16 protein-coding genes and 1 pseudogene are annotated in these 14414 nt (G+C 70.7%); 12 read left to right on the top strand and 5 right to left on the bottom strand.

The features are described 5' to 3' along the window. From ACIF6L_RS38080 to ACIF6L_RS38060, 5 genes are all read left to right on the top strand, one after another. Positions 1-318 (top strand): transposase (locus ACIF6L_RS38080; RefSeq protein WP_396492663.1); only part of this gene is annotated, 318 nt, incomplete at its 5' end. Between the two features lie 121 nt (positions 319-439). Further along, on the top strand, positions 440-763 hold the full coding sequence (locus tag ACIF6L_RS38075; protein ID WP_396491843.1) for a hypothetical protein: 324 nt from the start codon (positions 440-442) through the stop codon (positions 761-763). 321 nt (positions 764-1084) lie between these two features. Then, positions 1085-1234, top strand: coding sequence for a hypothetical protein (locus tag ACIF6L_RS38070; protein WP_396491842.1), 150 nt, complete (start codon positions 1085-1087; stop codon positions 1232-1234). 308 nt (positions 1235-1542) lie between these two features. After that, complete coding sequence (locus ACIF6L_RS38065; protein ID WP_396491841.1) at positions 1543-2163, top strand: SigE family RNA polymerase sigma factor; 621 nt, start codon at positions 1543-1545, stop codon at positions 2161-2163. Next, complete coding sequence (locus tag ACIF6L_RS38060; protein ID WP_396491840.1) at positions 2153-3361, top strand: hypothetical protein; 1209 nt, start codon at positions 2153-2155, stop codon at positions 3359-3361. The genes ACIF6L_RS38065 and ACIF6L_RS38060 overlap by 11 nt, the downstream gene beginning before the upstream one ends. Positions 3362-3509: 148 nt before the next feature. Here the strand turns inward: ACIF6L_RS38060 and ACIF6L_RS38055 are convergent. The 3 genes and pseudogenes from ACIF6L_RS38055 to ACIF6L_RS38045 form a co-directional block, all read right to left on the bottom strand. Continuing rightward, a pseudogene (locus tag ACIF6L_RS38055) lies at positions 3510-4348 on the bottom strand (hypothetical protein). A 933-nt stretch (positions 4349-5281) separates the two neighbouring features. Beyond that, positions 5282-6316 (bottom strand): alpha/beta fold hydrolase, encoded by a 1035-nt coding sequence (locus ACIF6L_RS38050; RefSeq protein ID WP_396491839.1) that lies wholly within the window; start codon positions 6314-6316, stop codon positions 5282-5284. Between the two features lie 262 nt (positions 6317-6578). Beyond that, positions 6579-7436 (bottom strand): LURP-one-related/scramblase family protein, encoded by an 858-nt coding sequence (locus ACIF6L_RS38045; protein WP_396491844.1) that lies wholly within the window; start codon positions 7434-7436, stop codon positions 6579-6581. A gap of 532 nt (positions 7437-7968) precedes the next feature. Between ACIF6L_RS38045 and ACIF6L_RS38040 the strand changes: the two genes are divergently transcribed. The 3 genes from ACIF6L_RS38040 (at position 7969) to ACIF6L_RS38030 (ending at position 9554) form a co-directional block, all read left to right on the top strand. Then, positions 7969-8178, top strand: a complete 210-nt coding sequence (locus ACIF6L_RS38040; protein ID WP_396491838.1) for a hypothetical protein — start codon at positions 7969-7971, stop codon at positions 8176-8178. After that, a complete protein-coding gene (locus tag ACIF6L_RS38035; protein ID WP_396491837.1) occupies positions 8172-8792 on the top strand; it encodes a transposase in 621 nt (206 codons plus the stop codon). The genes ACIF6L_RS38040 and ACIF6L_RS38035 overlap by 7 nt, the downstream gene beginning before the upstream one ends. Before the next feature lie 309 nt (positions 8793-9101). Beyond that, positions 9102-9554, top strand: a complete 453-nt coding sequence (locus ACIF6L_RS38030; RefSeq protein WP_396491836.1) for a transposase — start codon at positions 9102-9104, stop codon at positions 9552-9554. Positions 9555-9570: 16 nt separating this feature from the next. On the opposite strand, the gene ACIF6L_RS38025 is transcribed toward ACIF6L_RS38030, so the two are convergent. Further along, a complete protein-coding gene (locus ACIF6L_RS38025; RefSeq protein ID WP_396491835.1) occupies positions 9571-10368 on the bottom strand; it encodes a hypothetical protein in 798 nt (265 codons plus the stop codon). 193 nt (positions 10369-10561) lie between these two features. Continuing rightward, positions 10562-11059 carry a hypothetical protein gene (locus ACIF6L_RS38020; protein WP_396491834.1) on the bottom strand — a complete coding sequence of 166 codons (498 nt, stop codon included), beginning with the start codon at positions 11057-11059 and terminating at the stop codon, positions 10562-10564. 258 nt (positions 11060-11317) lie between these two features. Between ACIF6L_RS38020 and ACIF6L_RS38015 the strand changes: the two genes are divergently transcribed. The 4 genes from ACIF6L_RS38015 to ACIF6L_RS38000 all read left to right on the top strand — a co-directional run bounded on the left by ACIF6L_RS38015 (position 11318) and on the right by ACIF6L_RS38000 (position 14246). Continuing rightward, the gene (locus tag ACIF6L_RS38015; RefSeq protein ID WP_396491833.1) at positions 11318-12061 is read left to right on the top strand and encodes a transcriptional regulator; all 744 of its coding nucleotides are present in this window, start codon (positions 11318-11320) and stop codon (positions 12059-12061) included. Then, entirely contained in the window at positions 11998-12342 is a 345-nt protein-coding gene (locus ACIF6L_RS38010; protein WP_396491832.1) for a Mu transposase domain-containing protein, read from the top strand. The genes ACIF6L_RS38015 and ACIF6L_RS38010 overlap by 64 nt, the downstream gene beginning before the upstream one ends. A gap of 275 nt (positions 12343-12617) precedes the next feature. After that, positions 12618-12965, top strand: a complete 348-nt coding sequence (locus ACIF6L_RS38005; RefSeq protein ID WP_329491904.1) for a VOC family protein — start codon at positions 12618-12620, stop codon at positions 12963-12965. 168 nt (positions 12966-13133) lie between these two features. Then, entirely contained in the window at positions 13134-14246 is a 1113-nt protein-coding gene (locus ACIF6L_RS38000; protein ID WP_396491831.1) for a hypothetical protein, read from the top strand. The last annotated feature ends 168 nt before the right edge of the window (positions 14247-14414 follow it).

Here is a 14414-nt window from a genome sequence, read left to right as displayed (position 1 = left end):
AAAGTTCCCGCCGTGGCCGGCCTCGTCGGCCGACCCCGGCGCCGCCCCGACCTCCTGTTCGCCGACCGCGGCTACGACCACGACAAGTACCGGCGACTGGTGTGGAAGCAGGGCATCAAACCGATGATCGCCCGCCGGGGAGTACCCCACGGTTCCGGCCTGGGCGTCTACCGTTGGGTCGTCGAACGGACCATCGCCTGGCTCCACGGCTTCCGCCGCCTGCGCATCCGCTGGGAACGGCGCGACGACATCCACGAGGCCTTCCTCGGCCTCGCCACCTGCCTGATCACTCACCGCCACGTCCAACGCCTTTGTTAGGACCTCTTACAGGATCGATCTGGTTCGGGTGTCGCGGGGTGACAGCCGGGGCGAGGCTCAGACGACAGGACGCCGGTGTGGCGCTCGCGCGGCCGCGTCGGACAAGGCAGGAGCGCCGGCCATGAAGGGGGTCGCCGGAGGGATGGAGGTGCCCGTGGCGGAATCGGCACAGGAGAACCGCAGGGCCGCGGTGGACCGGTCGGAGGGCTTCGGCGGGCGGCTGCCGGGCCAGTTGTTCGACCGGGTTCACGAGATGGCGCCGCAGCTCGTCGCCCCGCTGGTGGAGGAGGAGGTGCGTGCCTGCTCTGAGACCGCGCCCCGGGAAATGCCCCCGCCATCGGCGCGCACCCTGCGCGGACCGTGGCAGCAGCTCTCGGGGTGGCCTGGCCCCCTGGGGTGTCGGTCGCCGGTCTGGTTCGTGGCGGAGTCCACCGGTCGCGGTTGATGGACGTTCCCCGGCTTCTTGTGGCGGGACGTGGCCATCGGCATCAGCGGGCTGGCCCTGGCCTCGCCGAGGCGAGTAGGGGACTGGCCTGTCCGCGCAGCCGACCGGCGGCTGCGGCAGCCAGACTGTTCGTCCCGGTGTGCTTCGGCGCTTCCGTGGTCGTCATCTCGGCGCGGGAGCGGCGCCGTTGAGGACGAGGTTGGTGATCTGCCGGCTGGCTTGTTCCGTGTTGAGCCGGTTGGTGTCGCCCGATGCCATGCGGGCGAGCACGGGGAGACGAGGACGTCGGCAAGAAGGTCGAGGTCGATGTCGGGACGGATCATGGGTGACCGGCCCCAGAGCAGGCCACCCGGCCCGCTGCGCCTGCACCCATCGGCCGAGCGGCTCACCCTCGAACACCGGTCCAGCGGCAAGGTGGTCCAGTCGACCAAGCCGTCGGAGGCCAGCCACCACAGCCGGGCGCTGGCATAGGCACGCTGCCGGGCGGCCGGCCCGATGTACCGGGTCCGGCGGGGAGTTCGCCGTACTCCGGGGTGTCCGCGCTTGTACGGTGTGGGTGCGGTCGCCGTGTGGTCGAGCCGCCCAAGCGCCTATGGGACCCGACCGAGGCAACCGTGGAACGGCCCGTTCCCCAGCCTGACTGGGTGCCTCCCCAACCCGAAGTCAGCTCGCGGCGCGGCACCGTCGTGCGTGCCACCGTCAGGACGCGGGTGCGAGTCCGTGGAAAGATCCCCCGCCTCCACTGCCACATGACGGCGGGTCGACGACGTTAGAAAGACATGGACCACTCAACGAGCGCGGAACAGCCGGCCGAGCCGGTGCCGCCCGACTTCCCGGCCTTCGCGGTGTCGCGGGGCCGACAGCTGTTGCGCACCGCCTTCCTGCTCACCGGCGGCGACGCCCACCTGGCCGAGGACCTCCTTCAGGAGGCACTCGGGCGCATCTTCGTGAAGTGGCGCCGGATATCCCGCCTGGACAACCCGAGCGGGTACGCCCAGACCGTGCTGGTGAACACCTTCCTGTCGTACCGGCGGCGGCGCAGCAGCTCGGAGCGGGTGACCGACACCCTCCCGGACATCGCGGTGGACGGCCCGGACCCGACGCTGCGGCTGACCCTGTTGCGCGCCCTCGGCGAGCTCCCGGCGCAGGACCGGGCGGTGCTCGTGCTGCGGTTCTGGGAGGACCGCAGTGTCGAGGAGACCGCCGCGGCGCTACGGCTGAGCAGCACGGCGGTGCGCTCGCGCAGCAGCCGGGCGCTGGGCCGAATGCGCGCCACGCTCGGCGAGAGCCTCGGCGCCGACGGGCAGGCCGCCGGCGGCGGCAGTACCGGCGGCGACACCGGTGGCCGCACCACAACGGATCCCACTGGCAGGAAGGCGGTGCTCGGTCGTGTCCTTTGAGGATGAATTCGCCCAGGCCCTGCGCGGCGCGGTGGCGCTCGCGCCCGAACCGGGGCTGCACACCCTAGCCGCCGCCGCGCAACGTCGCGGCCGGCGGCGGCGCAACCAGCGGCGGGCCCTGGCGGTCAGCGGGCTGGCAGCCGTGCTCGTGGTCGGCATGAGCCTCACCGCCGTCGTCGGTGGCGGCTCGCACGCGTCCCGCCCGGCCACCGAGCCGGTGCGGCCGATGACCGCCGAGGAGTCGGTCGGCCTGTTCACCTCGCTGCTGCCACCGGGGAAGTCTCGCGTGCTGTTCGCCGCGACGCCGGCCGAGGCGGGCCCGAACGGCGACCGGTACCAGACCGGGGGCACGGTGCTGTTCGACGACGGCAAGGGGGAGAGCATGATCTCCTACACCGTCAGCCGCACCGAACTCACCCCGGAGGCGGGCGCCGTCTGCATGGACGGCTTCAGTGAACCCCAGGAGGCCTGTGAGCGCGCCGTCGACACCGACGGCTCCGCGCTGGTGGTCGACAAGCTCAAGGACCGGAACTCCGACAGCCACCGCGAGTGGCGCGCCACCTGGGCGGCGCCGGACGGCCGACGGGTGACGATCATCGAGCACAACGGGCAGCCGGCCACCCCCAACCGGGAGAACCCGCCGCTCGACGCCGAGCAGCTGCGCGCCCTGGTGACCGCTCCGGCCTGGGCGCGGCTCTTCGACGCCCTGCCGGCGCGGGACACCGCGCCCAAGCCACCGACGCCCGAGCCCGGTCCGAAGGCGGAGGATCTTCTGGCGGCGCTCGTCCCGCTGCTCCCGCCGGGTGCCGTGCCCTCCGGGCAGGACGGCCGGAACGGGCCGCACCTCACGGTGACGTACGAGGGGCGCACCAGCATGCTCTCGGTCAGTGTCACCGAGCCGGGCGAGCGGGGCGTCAAGGACAAGGAGTACGCCGAGGCGGAGGGGTCGGCGGGCCCGCTGGCGGTCCGGGAGCGCCGGCCGGACGGCAGCACCGTCGTCACCAACATGTTCGGCAACGGCAAGACGGCGGTCGACCCGGTCCTGCACTGGGCGGCGGCGGTCCACTACGCCGATGGCCGGGCCATCGAGATCAACGAGTGGAACGGGGAGAACGGCTACACCTTCCGCCCGGGAAACCCGGCACTCGGCGTCGACCAGCTCAAGGCGATCGTCACCGCCCCGGTCTGGCTCCGCTGACCCGGGGGCCTCCCACCGCCGCACGGGGAGCAGCGGTGCGAGGCCCCGGCCGCCACCGCTCCACCGACCCCGGCCGCCCCCCCCGACCCGCGAAGCCCCCGGGCCCGAGGCCGCGCTGGCCGCAACCGCCCGTACCCGACGCATCCGGCTAGGGTCGTTCGAAGTACTGCAGGACGCCGCCGACCGAGAAGCACACCGCGCCGGCGAAGGTTCCCCAGTTCGCGATGTCGGCGTTGAGCGGACTGCCGGTTTCCGGGCGGGTGAAGGCGCCAGCGCCGACGCCATGAAGAGCACGGACCCGACCTGGTCGACCACCACGATCCACCAGCCGAGGTTGCGCGCGTGCAGGCACGGGGGGCCGTGACAGGCCTCGACCAGGGCGAGATGTCCGGAGATCAGGAACAGCGCGCACCCCACCATGTCGGGGGCCCAGACCAACCGGTTGACCTGCTGGGCCGAAAGCCCTTGAAGGAACGAGTCCAGCAGGTTCACGCCGAAAACGAGGGTGCCCACGAACAGGACGAAGGTGCTCAGCCAGTCGATCCGCGTGGGCTCGTAGCTCCACCACCGCCAGCCACCCGTCACCAGCGAGTCCGTTTCACCCGAGCGGCGCGGGGCGTTGACCGCCTGGAGCAGCGAGGTGTAACCGCCGGTGTTGAAGCACAGGCCTCCCGCGAAGTAGATCGAAGCGGCCGCGGTCGCGCCGGCCGAGTCGATCTCGGTGACGGCTGCCCCCAGGGCGAAGAGGGCACCGCCGAGCGTGAACGCGACGGCCGCGACGGTGTTGAGGATGCGCAGCCGATGAAGTGCCGTGTCGTCCGCGGTGCGCGGCGGACCCTCCGGCCCTTCCTCGGCGCGGATCCTGAGCGTCCCGCGCTTGCGTGCCAGGCGCGACTCCCAGACGGCCGAGCCTCCCTCGGCCGGCCGCCAGGTGAGCCGGGTGGTGAACGGTCCGGCGCCTTCGGCGCGCTCGTCGGGGTGATCCACGGTCCGAGCCTAGTCCCACGTGCTGCCCCAGCCCGGGACCGAGGGCATGTCATCGTCGGGTGGGCGCGGGAGGCGGCGTGGTCAGGCCACTGGTCGTAGTCGCGAGCGAGGCGTCGGTGGAGCACAAGGGTGGCGGTGGCGGTCGGACCGCCTCGACCGTCGCCGCAACCTCCCCATGTCACCGAGCTGCGCCTGCGCCTCGGAACCGGTCTCGCACTGACCCTCAGCTGATGGTCCGCCAGGTGTCGGCGAGGGGCTGGAGACAGACCTCGCGGTGTGCTCGGGGTTGTCCCCGCCGAACGCCTCCCGGTCCGGCCGGCGGCGCTCTGCTCGACCGGCAGCAGTCGGCGCCCACCGGGCTGAGGGGGCACGGAAGCGTCGACGGCGGACTCGGAGAAGCCCAGGGAGAGCCTGCGGCGGCCCGTCATGATCGCCAGTCTCGCAGACGCGGCCGCGGAGGTCGGACTGCGATCACCGGCGGTGCTCTGGCCCGGCTGGAGGGTCAACGGTGAGGGCCCGGGCGGCGGCCCCGGGTCCTCGCGGAGAGGTCGTGTGATCAGGCCTGGCGGGCCTGGCGTCCGGTGTCGCCACCTGGTGCGGCGCAGAGGGAGGGCGTTGTCCTTGCCGCCGGCCTTGGGGTGAGACGGGGTAGTACACGGTGTCGTCGAACGGGCGCCGCAGCCTCGGGGCGAGGTGTCAGAAGAACGTCCGGAAAGCATCGCCCACCAGCGTTCTGAGTCCTGGCAACCTGATATCCCCGCCAAACGCAGAGGAGCAGCTGCTCGAGAGGGCTGCATCGCCGTTTCGGTACCTCTGGGCCAAGGATGGATTCACGGAGGAACTATGAGGTCAACGGCCGGACGCCGTGCTGCGGTACTCGCAACGATTGCAGCACTGACCGTCGGCGTGCTCGCCACGACAGCGGGAAGTGCTTCAGCCGACGACTATGTTCCGATCAACGTCGGGCATTGGGTTGGCCTCTACGACGCTCCCAACACTCAGTCCAAGGACCCCGACGGGTGGGCCGACGTTCCTCCGGGTGGTGCGATCATCGCCCAGTGCTGGACTGTCGGCGAGAGCGTCGGGAACTACGGCAACACGTGGTACCGCACGAACCGGATCTACTGGAACGACGGGCATGGATGGACCAACATATCGCCCTCCGTCTATGTCTTCGCCGGGTATGCGGACGGCAACGCGCGATCGGTGAACCGGGATCCCAACATTCCCCGGTGCTGACGGCACCCGCCGTTCGGCCGGCCTCTGGGACGGCCTGTCGCCGGGGGCAGTGCCCTCCTTCCACACCAGCCGGCACAGGTCGTGCCGGTACTGCTTGGTCTCCATGGCGACGCGGCCCCGGTCGGTGGCGAAGTAGTACTGGTACCACCAGGTGTGCTCGGTCTTCGTCGGCAGCGGGTTCTGCTGCGAAGGGATGTTGACGATGAGGTAACCGCTCGCCGCCACCAGGGCCTTGACCCGTTCGGGCCACAGCGTCGAGATGGTGCCGGCGGCGCGAGAGCCCAGGTCGAATCCGGCTGGCACGGCGTTGTGGATCTTCAGGGCGCCCATCAGGGCGAGGACGTCGAGGGCGATCGCGGACTGCTGCCCGGTGCGGACGGTCGTGGGAGACAGGAAGTGCGTGGTGCCGTGGCCTCGCAGGTACGGCACGATCACCCGGTAGCCGGCGTCCGCCAGCAGTGGCGCCACGTCGAGGAAGCCGTGGATGTCGTAGGGCCGGCCGTGCAGGCAGATGACCACGGGTTCGTGCTTCGGCCCGGCCTCGGCGTAGCCGATGTCGAGCACGCCGGCCTGGACCCGCTTCAGCTCGGTGCACGTGGTGTGCGTGCCCGGGGTGATAGTCGGGGCGCCCGCACGGCAGCCGAGTTCCTCACGGCCGACATCGACCGCGTCCGCGTGGAGTTCGACCTCCTGGACCGCCTCACGGCCAACGGCTGAACCGCGGCCCACCCGGCCCCGCCCCCCCGCACGGACGGCAGCGGAGGCCGCGTCTGCGGATGCCTTGTCTGGTCCTCGCCCGGTCCTCGTCCTTGCCCCGACGGAGGCCCTCCCCCCGGCGGGGGAGGGCCTCCGGGCGTTCCCCGGGTACCCGGGCGGTGGCAGTGGCCGCAGCCCGCACCCCGGTCAATCGGCCCGGGTGCGCGCCTGCCCGCTGTCGCTGCCGTGCCGGGCCGATGGTCGGGGCGGGGATCGGACCGCTGCCCGGCCGCGGTCAGCCGAGGCCGCGGGCGTCCTGCTTCAGCGCGGTGTCCACCGTCAGCGCGGTCGCCACCACGAGGCTGAGCAGCGGGTCGGCGAGCGGGCGGTGGATCTGGAGAACGTAGTTGTCGGCCGTGGTGAACATCGTCTTCGCCAGGCCTTCCCAGGTCTTGGTGATCCGGGCGATCTCGGTGTCCGTCTCGTCGACGATGGAGAAGTTCCAGGCCCGCCAGTTCTCGGCCTTGACGGCGCCGATCTTCTGCCCGCCGACCTCCATCGCGAAGTTGATCTTCCCGATGGCATTCTGCTGGACGATCTGGCCGACCTCCTGACCGTCCGGACGCTGCACGATCACCCGCGACTTGATGAGCTTCGCCGGGCGGGTCAGCAGTAGCACCGGGCTGCCCTGCGCGTCACGGATCTCCAGCTTGTGGGTCAGGTACTGGTCGAGGGAGGAGAGCAGCCGGACGACCTTGCGCAGGGCGCTCTGGCCGACCTGAACCACCGACCCCAGGGCGGCCCCATGCTGGTCGAAGACCGCGTACTCGTTGGTCAGCTCGATCAGCTTGGCCTTCTGGTTCACCACAAGGACCGGCTCGGAGAAGAGGGTGCCGCCGCCACCGGAGACCGGCCCGACGCCAGCCTGCCGCTGCACCTGGCGCTGCACCTTGGCGGAGTCGTCGACCGGAGCGGCCGACTGCCCGGGGAAGCCGGGGGTGTTCGTGTTCTGGGACATGGCGGGCAGGCTAGGCTCAACCCTCGCCCGGTAGCCAGGTCGTTTCGGCTCGACCCGGTCCGCTGCGGACTGCTGATCGGGCCCGCGACCTGCAAATTCGGCCGCCGCGAGCGCAGTTGGCCGACCATTCGACAGTAATGATGTGGCCGATGTCACACCCGGGGAGCGCGCTGCGCGGCGCCCCGCCGCCCATGGCCGCTGGCCCTGGACCTGGCACGGCACCAGCTCTTCGGCTGTGCCTGCCGACCGACGGGGCGACAGCTCGCCGACCTCGAAGCGCGCTCCGAGCACCCGGCAATCCCGACGAGTGCGATCCGAGCTGTTCCATCGGCCGGTCACCTGGAGTGGCACCCCGATCCCTGTCGTGGCTTTGGGATCGCCCGACGAGCCCGGACGGTCGGCCGCGGCGCACAGTCGGGGGATCGGAGGTTCCTCGGGCCACCGGCCTACTGCAACGGTGCTTACCGTGATGAGGCTTCAGCTCTTGGGCTGTGGCCTCGTCTCTTGTAGTGGCCGGTCCGGGCCTGGTGTCGGCGTCGGCGGCGCCATCGGGACCAGTGCAGGACGTGGTGATAGGGCTCTTTGAATCTGGCTCTGACCGGAGTTCCGTGAAAGACCAGGTCACAGGCATGAATGCAGGATCGTTTCACTGCGGGATGACCTCCACGTGGCTCTCAACACGATCGAAGACGTGCTGTTCCCCGAAGCTGATGTTGAACTGGAGCGGGTGACCGCCGGATTGGACCTGGTGCTGGTCGAGGCCGCCGCGTGCGGTCCGGCCGTCCGCTGCCCGGACTGCGGGATCCGTGGCCGGCGGGTCCACTCCACGTACTGGCGCACGGTGGCCGAACGCCCCTTGGTGGACGGAAGTTGCTGATACGGCTGCGGGTGCGCCGGTACTTCTGCGACCGCCTCCTCTGCGGTCGCCGGACGTTCGTCGAGCAGGTCCGGGGACTGAGCGAGCGTCACCTGCGCTCCAGCACCGGGCTGAAGGACTGGCTGCGGGCCGTCGCCGTCGAGCTCGGAGGACGCGCGGGCGAGCGGCTTTGCCGCAAGCTCAGCGTCGCGGCCGGCCGCACCCGACTCCTCGGACTGCTCGAAGCGCCCGACGTGCCGGAGCGGGCGCCGCGGGTGCTCGGCGTCGACGAGTTCGCCTTCCGCCGGGGCCGCACCTACGGCACCCTGCTGGTCGACGTCGAGACGGGTCGCGCCGTCGACGTCCTGCCCGACCGGACCTCGGAGACCTTCGCCGCCTGGCTGCGCGAGCACCCGGGCGCGGAGATCGTCTGCCGCGACCGTGCCACGGCCTACACCCGGGCGATCAAGGAAGCCGCCCCCGACGCGATCGAGGTCGCCGACCGCTGGCACCTGCTGCAGAACCTGTCCGCCGCGGTCGAGAAGACCTGCCACCAGCACCGCTCCTGCCTGCGCAAACAGGTCGACCAGGAGGTGCCGCCCGAGCCACCGGCGATCGACCTGCCGGTCCTGTAACTGCCCCGGACCCCGATCGTCGAGCGGACCCGCGACCGCTACGCGGACGTCCACCGCCTGCTGGACCAGAAGTGGACGATCAGCGCGATCGCCCGCCACCTCGGGCTCGACCGCAAGACCGTCCGCCGCTTCAAGACCACCCCGCTGGACGAACTCCTCGCCTCCGCCCGGGAGTTCGGCGTCGGCAAGCAGGGGCTGATCGACCCGTTCAAGCCCTACCTCAACAGCCGGTTCACCGCCGGGTGCACCAGCGCCCAGCAACTCTTCCGCGAGATCAGCGAACGCGGCTACCGGGGCGGCGTCTTGGCCGTGCGCCGCCACGTCGCCTCCCTGCGCGAGGGAACCTCCGAACCCGTTCGCGCCGACATCCCCAGCCCGCGCCGGATCACCTCCTGGATCATGCGGCCGACCGGCACCCTCGCCAAACGCGAGCAGGACAAACTGTTGGACGTCAGGATCGCCTGCCCGGACATCGCCCGCGCCTGCGACCTGGCCCGATGCTTTCACGACCTCATGACCAACAGGCTCGGTGCCCTCCTGCACGACTGGATCCGCCAGGCCGAGGAGGACGCCCCCGCACCGATGCGCTCGTTCGCCGGCTTCCTCCGTCAGGACCTCGACGCCGTCACCGCCGGCCTCACCCTCGAATGGAGCTCCGGCAAGGTCGAAGGCAACGTGAACCGGGTCAAAACGCTCAAGAGAGCCATGTACGGTCGGGCCTCGTTCCGACTTCTGCGAATCAGGATCCTCACCCGGGGATGAACCGAGGACCGCCCGATCAGGCCGTTCCGGGGCGGTCCTTCGGATCGTCGGCGAGGTGATCGAAGAACTCGTCGATCAGCCCGATCAAGCCGGCCACGGCGTGCTGCTCGGTCTCAGGTGACCAGGGCTCCTCGGGACGGCCGTCGGGAAAGATCAGCTTCTCGGCCAAGGCCCAGTGCACCAGGTTCGAGCCGTATCCCAGCCGAGCTGCGAGCCACTCCCCGAACCCATCCAGCAGGGCCTTGTCGGAGGCGGTGTCATAGCCGGTGAGGAATCCGACCACTGCCCCGAAGGTGACACGGCCGACGAACATCCCCGGACGCTTCTTGAAGTTGTCCCAGGTGTCCTGGTGCGACCACGTCGGCTTGCCCCGGCCTCGCCACCAGGCGGCGGGCAGGTGCGACAGGTCGGTGCCGGCCCCCCAGGTGGAGTACGAGACCGCGTCCGGCCCCACGCCGAGAGCTGCGAGGAGGCTGCCCACGCGGGCGGCCGGGTCGACAGACCCGCCCTTCCGGGTCCACACGTGCGTTCCCGGAGCATCCCCCTCGTGGTGGGTGACGACGAAGTCCATCCCCTCCAGCACGAAGAACGCCGCCCGCACACTGCCGTGCCGGTCCCACGAGGTCTCAAGGGTCAGCCTCAGCCGCCGCGTCACTGCCTCCAGGTCCACAGAGAGCAGGGCCAGTGAAATCAACGGCCAGGTCACACTCTGGAACATGGACGCCTGCCGCGCCGGATTGCGCCCACCTGCCCGGAGCTCCGTCGCAGGCTCCCAGTCACCCTCTGCATCCGGTATCTCGATCATCCCAGTCACGCCGCACAGTCAACCAGCACATGATCTCGATCCGACTGGACACCCACGGATCCGCAGGCATCCCCGCCCCAGTTGTTCACGGAACTCCGGTCAGAGCCTTGAATCTCCCCACCCTGCGCTCGGTTATTGGCCAGACCTGCTCACTTGACCTCCCCACCTTCGCGGGAGGTCGAGTCGGTTCTTTGGCCGGTGGTCAGAGCTGTCCCGTGATCTGGTGACTGAGTTGTTCGAGGAACTCCTTCAGGCTGGCTGAGACGACCTCGAAATCGGCCAACCAGGAAGCCGAGGTTGATCTCAAGACCCGTCCGTTGCCGCCCAGCGCGAACAGGTGCCCCCCGCCGTCGCTGGCGAAGACTGGTGCGATCCATTCGCCCTCGATCGCAGGAGGGCCGTACTCGCGGAAGTGCTCGGCGACCGTGGTGGGTGGGTGGATGAAGTAGCCGTTGTCGACATCGGGCAGAGAAGCTTCGCTGATCTCTTCGTAGAGCGTGGTCAGATCGGACGGGATGGGTGTCGGGTCTACGAGTGCGGCCAGTGCCTCGTGGCTTTCGGCTGTAGCTGGCGTCACGGTGTTTTCGCCGGGTGGGAAGCCATGTGTCGTCAGGAACGACTGCGTCAGCTTCGCGAGCGCCGCGTCGGCATCCTCCGCCCAGGCTCGGACCCAGTCTGCGTCAAGCCGTTCACCTGGCACGTTTCCCCCTTCAAGGCCCACGAGGCCCGGCGCTTGCGGGTCCGGAAGAACATATCGGAAGCGTCCATAAGCGGAGCGGTCTGAGGCGGGCTCTTCCGATCCTCCGCTCCGACGTTGGTCAAACCTGCTCGGGTGATCTCCCCACCCATCGTGTGATCTCTCCTGGCGTGTCCGGTTGGTTCGCATCCAGTCGGAAAGTCTGCGTTCGCAACGAGTTCGGCCTGTTCGGGGGCCTGAATGCTGACGCGGGAGGAAGACGTGGATGCGCACGCGCTGCGTCGGCAGGGCTGGTCTATCTCGGCGATCGCCCGGCACCTGGGCCGCGACCGCAAGACTGTCCGCGCCTACCACAACGGCGAGCGGGTGCCCGAGCACCGGCGCCGGGCCCCGGACCCGCTGGCGCCGTTCGTGGACTACTGCCGCCAGCGCCTGGCCGACGATCCGCACCTGTGGGCCTCCACCCTGCTGGACGAGATCGCCGAACTCGGCTACCAGGGCGCCTACTCGACGTTCACCCGGGCGCTTCGCCGCCACCAGCTCCGCCCGCACTGCGAGCCCTGCAAGGCGGCGACCGGCAGGGACGTGGCGGTGATCGCCCATCCGCCGGGCGAGGAGATCCAGTTCGACTGGCTGGAACTGCCGGACCCGCCCGAGTCGTGGGGCGTCGGCGCGAACGCTCACCTGCTGGTCGGAGCCCTTGCCCACTCCGGTCCTTGGCGGGCGGTCCTGGCGGAGTCCGAGGACTTCCCGCACCTGGTCCAGGCCCTGGACCAGCTGGTGCGCAAGCTCGGCGGCACCGCCCGGCGCTGGCGCTTCGACCGCATGGCAACCGTCTGCTACCCGCAGACGGGCCGGGTGCTGCCGGCTTCGCCGCGGTGGCGAAGTACTACGGCGTCGGGGTCGACATCTGCCCCTCCCGCCGGGGCAACCGCGAGGGCGTGGTGGAGAAGGCCAACCACTCTGCGGCGCAACGCTGGTGGCGCACGGTCCCCGACCAGCTGAGCGTCGAGCAGGCCCAGTCCGGCGTCGACAAGCTCGCCGTCCGCATGGACGAGCGCCGCCGCAGATCCGACGGAACGGTCGCCACTGTTGCTGAACTCGCCGCTCTGGAGCCGCTGCTGGAGTTGCCGGTCCGGCCGTTCCCGGCCGAGCTGGAGGTCGAGCGGACCGTCAGCCCGCAGGGCCTGGTCTCCTTCGAGGGCAACCTCTACTCCGTCCCGCCCGGCCTGCCCGGCGCGCTGTCGTGGCGCTCTCCCGCCGCCGGGCCTGACGCGCGCCCCTGAAGGACCGCCCGGCACCGGCCGCCCGGGTTGCGCGGCGCGGTCGCGCTCGCTTCGGGCGGCCTCCGGGGGCCCGCCCGGCAGCCCTGCGGCTCTCACCTGCCGCCGTGGGCCGGCCGGGCGGGCCGACGTGACACCCGACGGTGCGGTACCCGATCGGCAGCGCGGTGGCCGCAGGGCCGGGGCAGCCCGGGTGGGTCCGGTAACGTGCGCGCGGTGGCCGGCGTTTCGTAGTACTCCTGGGAGAACCAGAGGTCCACTCGCGTTTGGAGCCGTCGATGACCGTTCGCCGTGTCGTTCCCAACATCCGGTCGGAGGCCGCGGAGGAGAGTCGGCAGTTCTACGGCCTGCTGGGCTTCGAGGAGGTCATGAACCATGGCTGGATCATGACGCTCGCCTCCCCGGCCAGCCCGGCGGCGCAGATCAGCGTCATGACCGAGGACAGGACCGCGCCGGTCACACCCGACATGAGCGTCGAGGTGGACGACGTGGACGCGGCCTACGCGCTCATGCGGGAGAGCGGTGCGGAGATCGTTCACCCCTTGCAGGACGAGGAGTGGGGCGTGCGACGGTTCTTCGTCCGCGACCCCAGCGGGCGGGTGGTCAACGTGCTGGGCCACCGCTGACCGTGCGTCCCGCGCGGCGACCGGGCCGGTCCCGCCAGGCGTCGCGCGGCACCACTCGGGCGTGTCCGGCACCGCCCGGGATCCGCCGAGCGCGTAGACAGGGTGACGGTGTGTCACTAGTGTCCCACCGCAGGGGAGTGGAGTCGCTCGAAGCGGATGGGGGCAGCGGTGTTCACGGTTGCTGGGCAGCACTACACGGCACGGGAACTTCTCGCCAGGATCGCGGGGTTGGCGGCGGAGAAGGGCACCGATGTGCTCTGGCACGACGGTTACGTCGCCGCACTGCCGGAGCTGGCTGAGGCCGGCCGGACGGAGTTCGCCTCGCTGGACGCCGTCCTGGTGGGCCTGGGCGGCTGCCTCGTCGGCGGTGACGGCTACGCCTACGCCTACCGGGGGCAGGTGGACCTCACCGCGCGCAGCATCCTCGCCGGAAGGCCCGAGTTCGAGAACAGCGGTCGGGACAAGACGTTCAACCGGCTGAACTGGGTGCAACAGGGGCACGGGGACGACGCCTTCCTTCGGCTGCGCACCGGCAGTTCGCCGTACAGCGCGGTGCGCGACCTGGTGGACCACTCCGCCGCCTGGACGCTGGACTGTGCCACGTTCGTGCAAGCCGTCCAACTCGGCGCGTGGGCCGCGGCGGTCGGGAGCGAGGCGTTCGACCGGCGGGTCGCGCGGCCGTTCGACCTCAAGGACCACGGTTCCAGCGGGCTGACTCACCGCAAGCTCTGGTTCAGGGACTCGCAGGGCGCCGAGTTCCGGTTGCGCACCCCCGCTTCCGACCGCCTCCGAACTCTTGAGCCCGTCGACGACACGGACGAGCCGCGGTTGCTGCGCCTGGCTCCTCCGGGGAGCCGGGTGGCGTTCGTTAACGCCGACCCGAAGGCCGAAGGCAGCGACTTCGAGCGGGAGAACACCGTCAAGCTGCCCGACGGGACCTACGCCTCGCACCCGTTCGGCATCCTCTCGGCCGCGGCGACGAAGCGGGCGCTCGCACAGCAGACCGTGCTGCGCTACGGCGACGAGATCGACGCCGCGCTGGCCCGCGCGGTGGCCGGCGAGCACGACTCGATCGGTCCGGACGAGGCCCGCTCCGCACAGGAGGAGCTGGACCGGCTGCTCGCCGCCGACGACCGGAAGGCCCTGGTCACATGGATCATGGACCACCGGACCTGGACGGAGAACCTGCTGTACGACGACTTCGACGAGTACGTCCACGACCTGCTCTACCTCGGCGAGGTGGAGATCTACACGATCACCCCGGAGAGCACCGCTCGGTAGCGGCCGCCGGGTGGCGGTGCGGATGACGGCTCAGCGGCCACCCCCGCGGGCGTCGGATCTGTGACTCCCGCGGCCCCATGGCGTTGGAGCGCAACGAGGTCGGTGGTGGTCTTCTGCCCGGACTGGCCGGTGACCGCCGCGCTCGGCGCCGCCGGCGATGCCGAGGTG

The sequence above is a fragment of the Kitasatospora sp. NPDC086009 genome, assembly GCF_044540385.1.
GTDB lineage: Bacteria > Actinomycetota > Actinomycetes > Streptomycetales > Streptomycetaceae > Kitasatospora.
The sequence above is the reverse complement of the archived record's forward strand: the minus strand, read 5'-3'. Positions and strand labels throughout refer to the sequence as shown.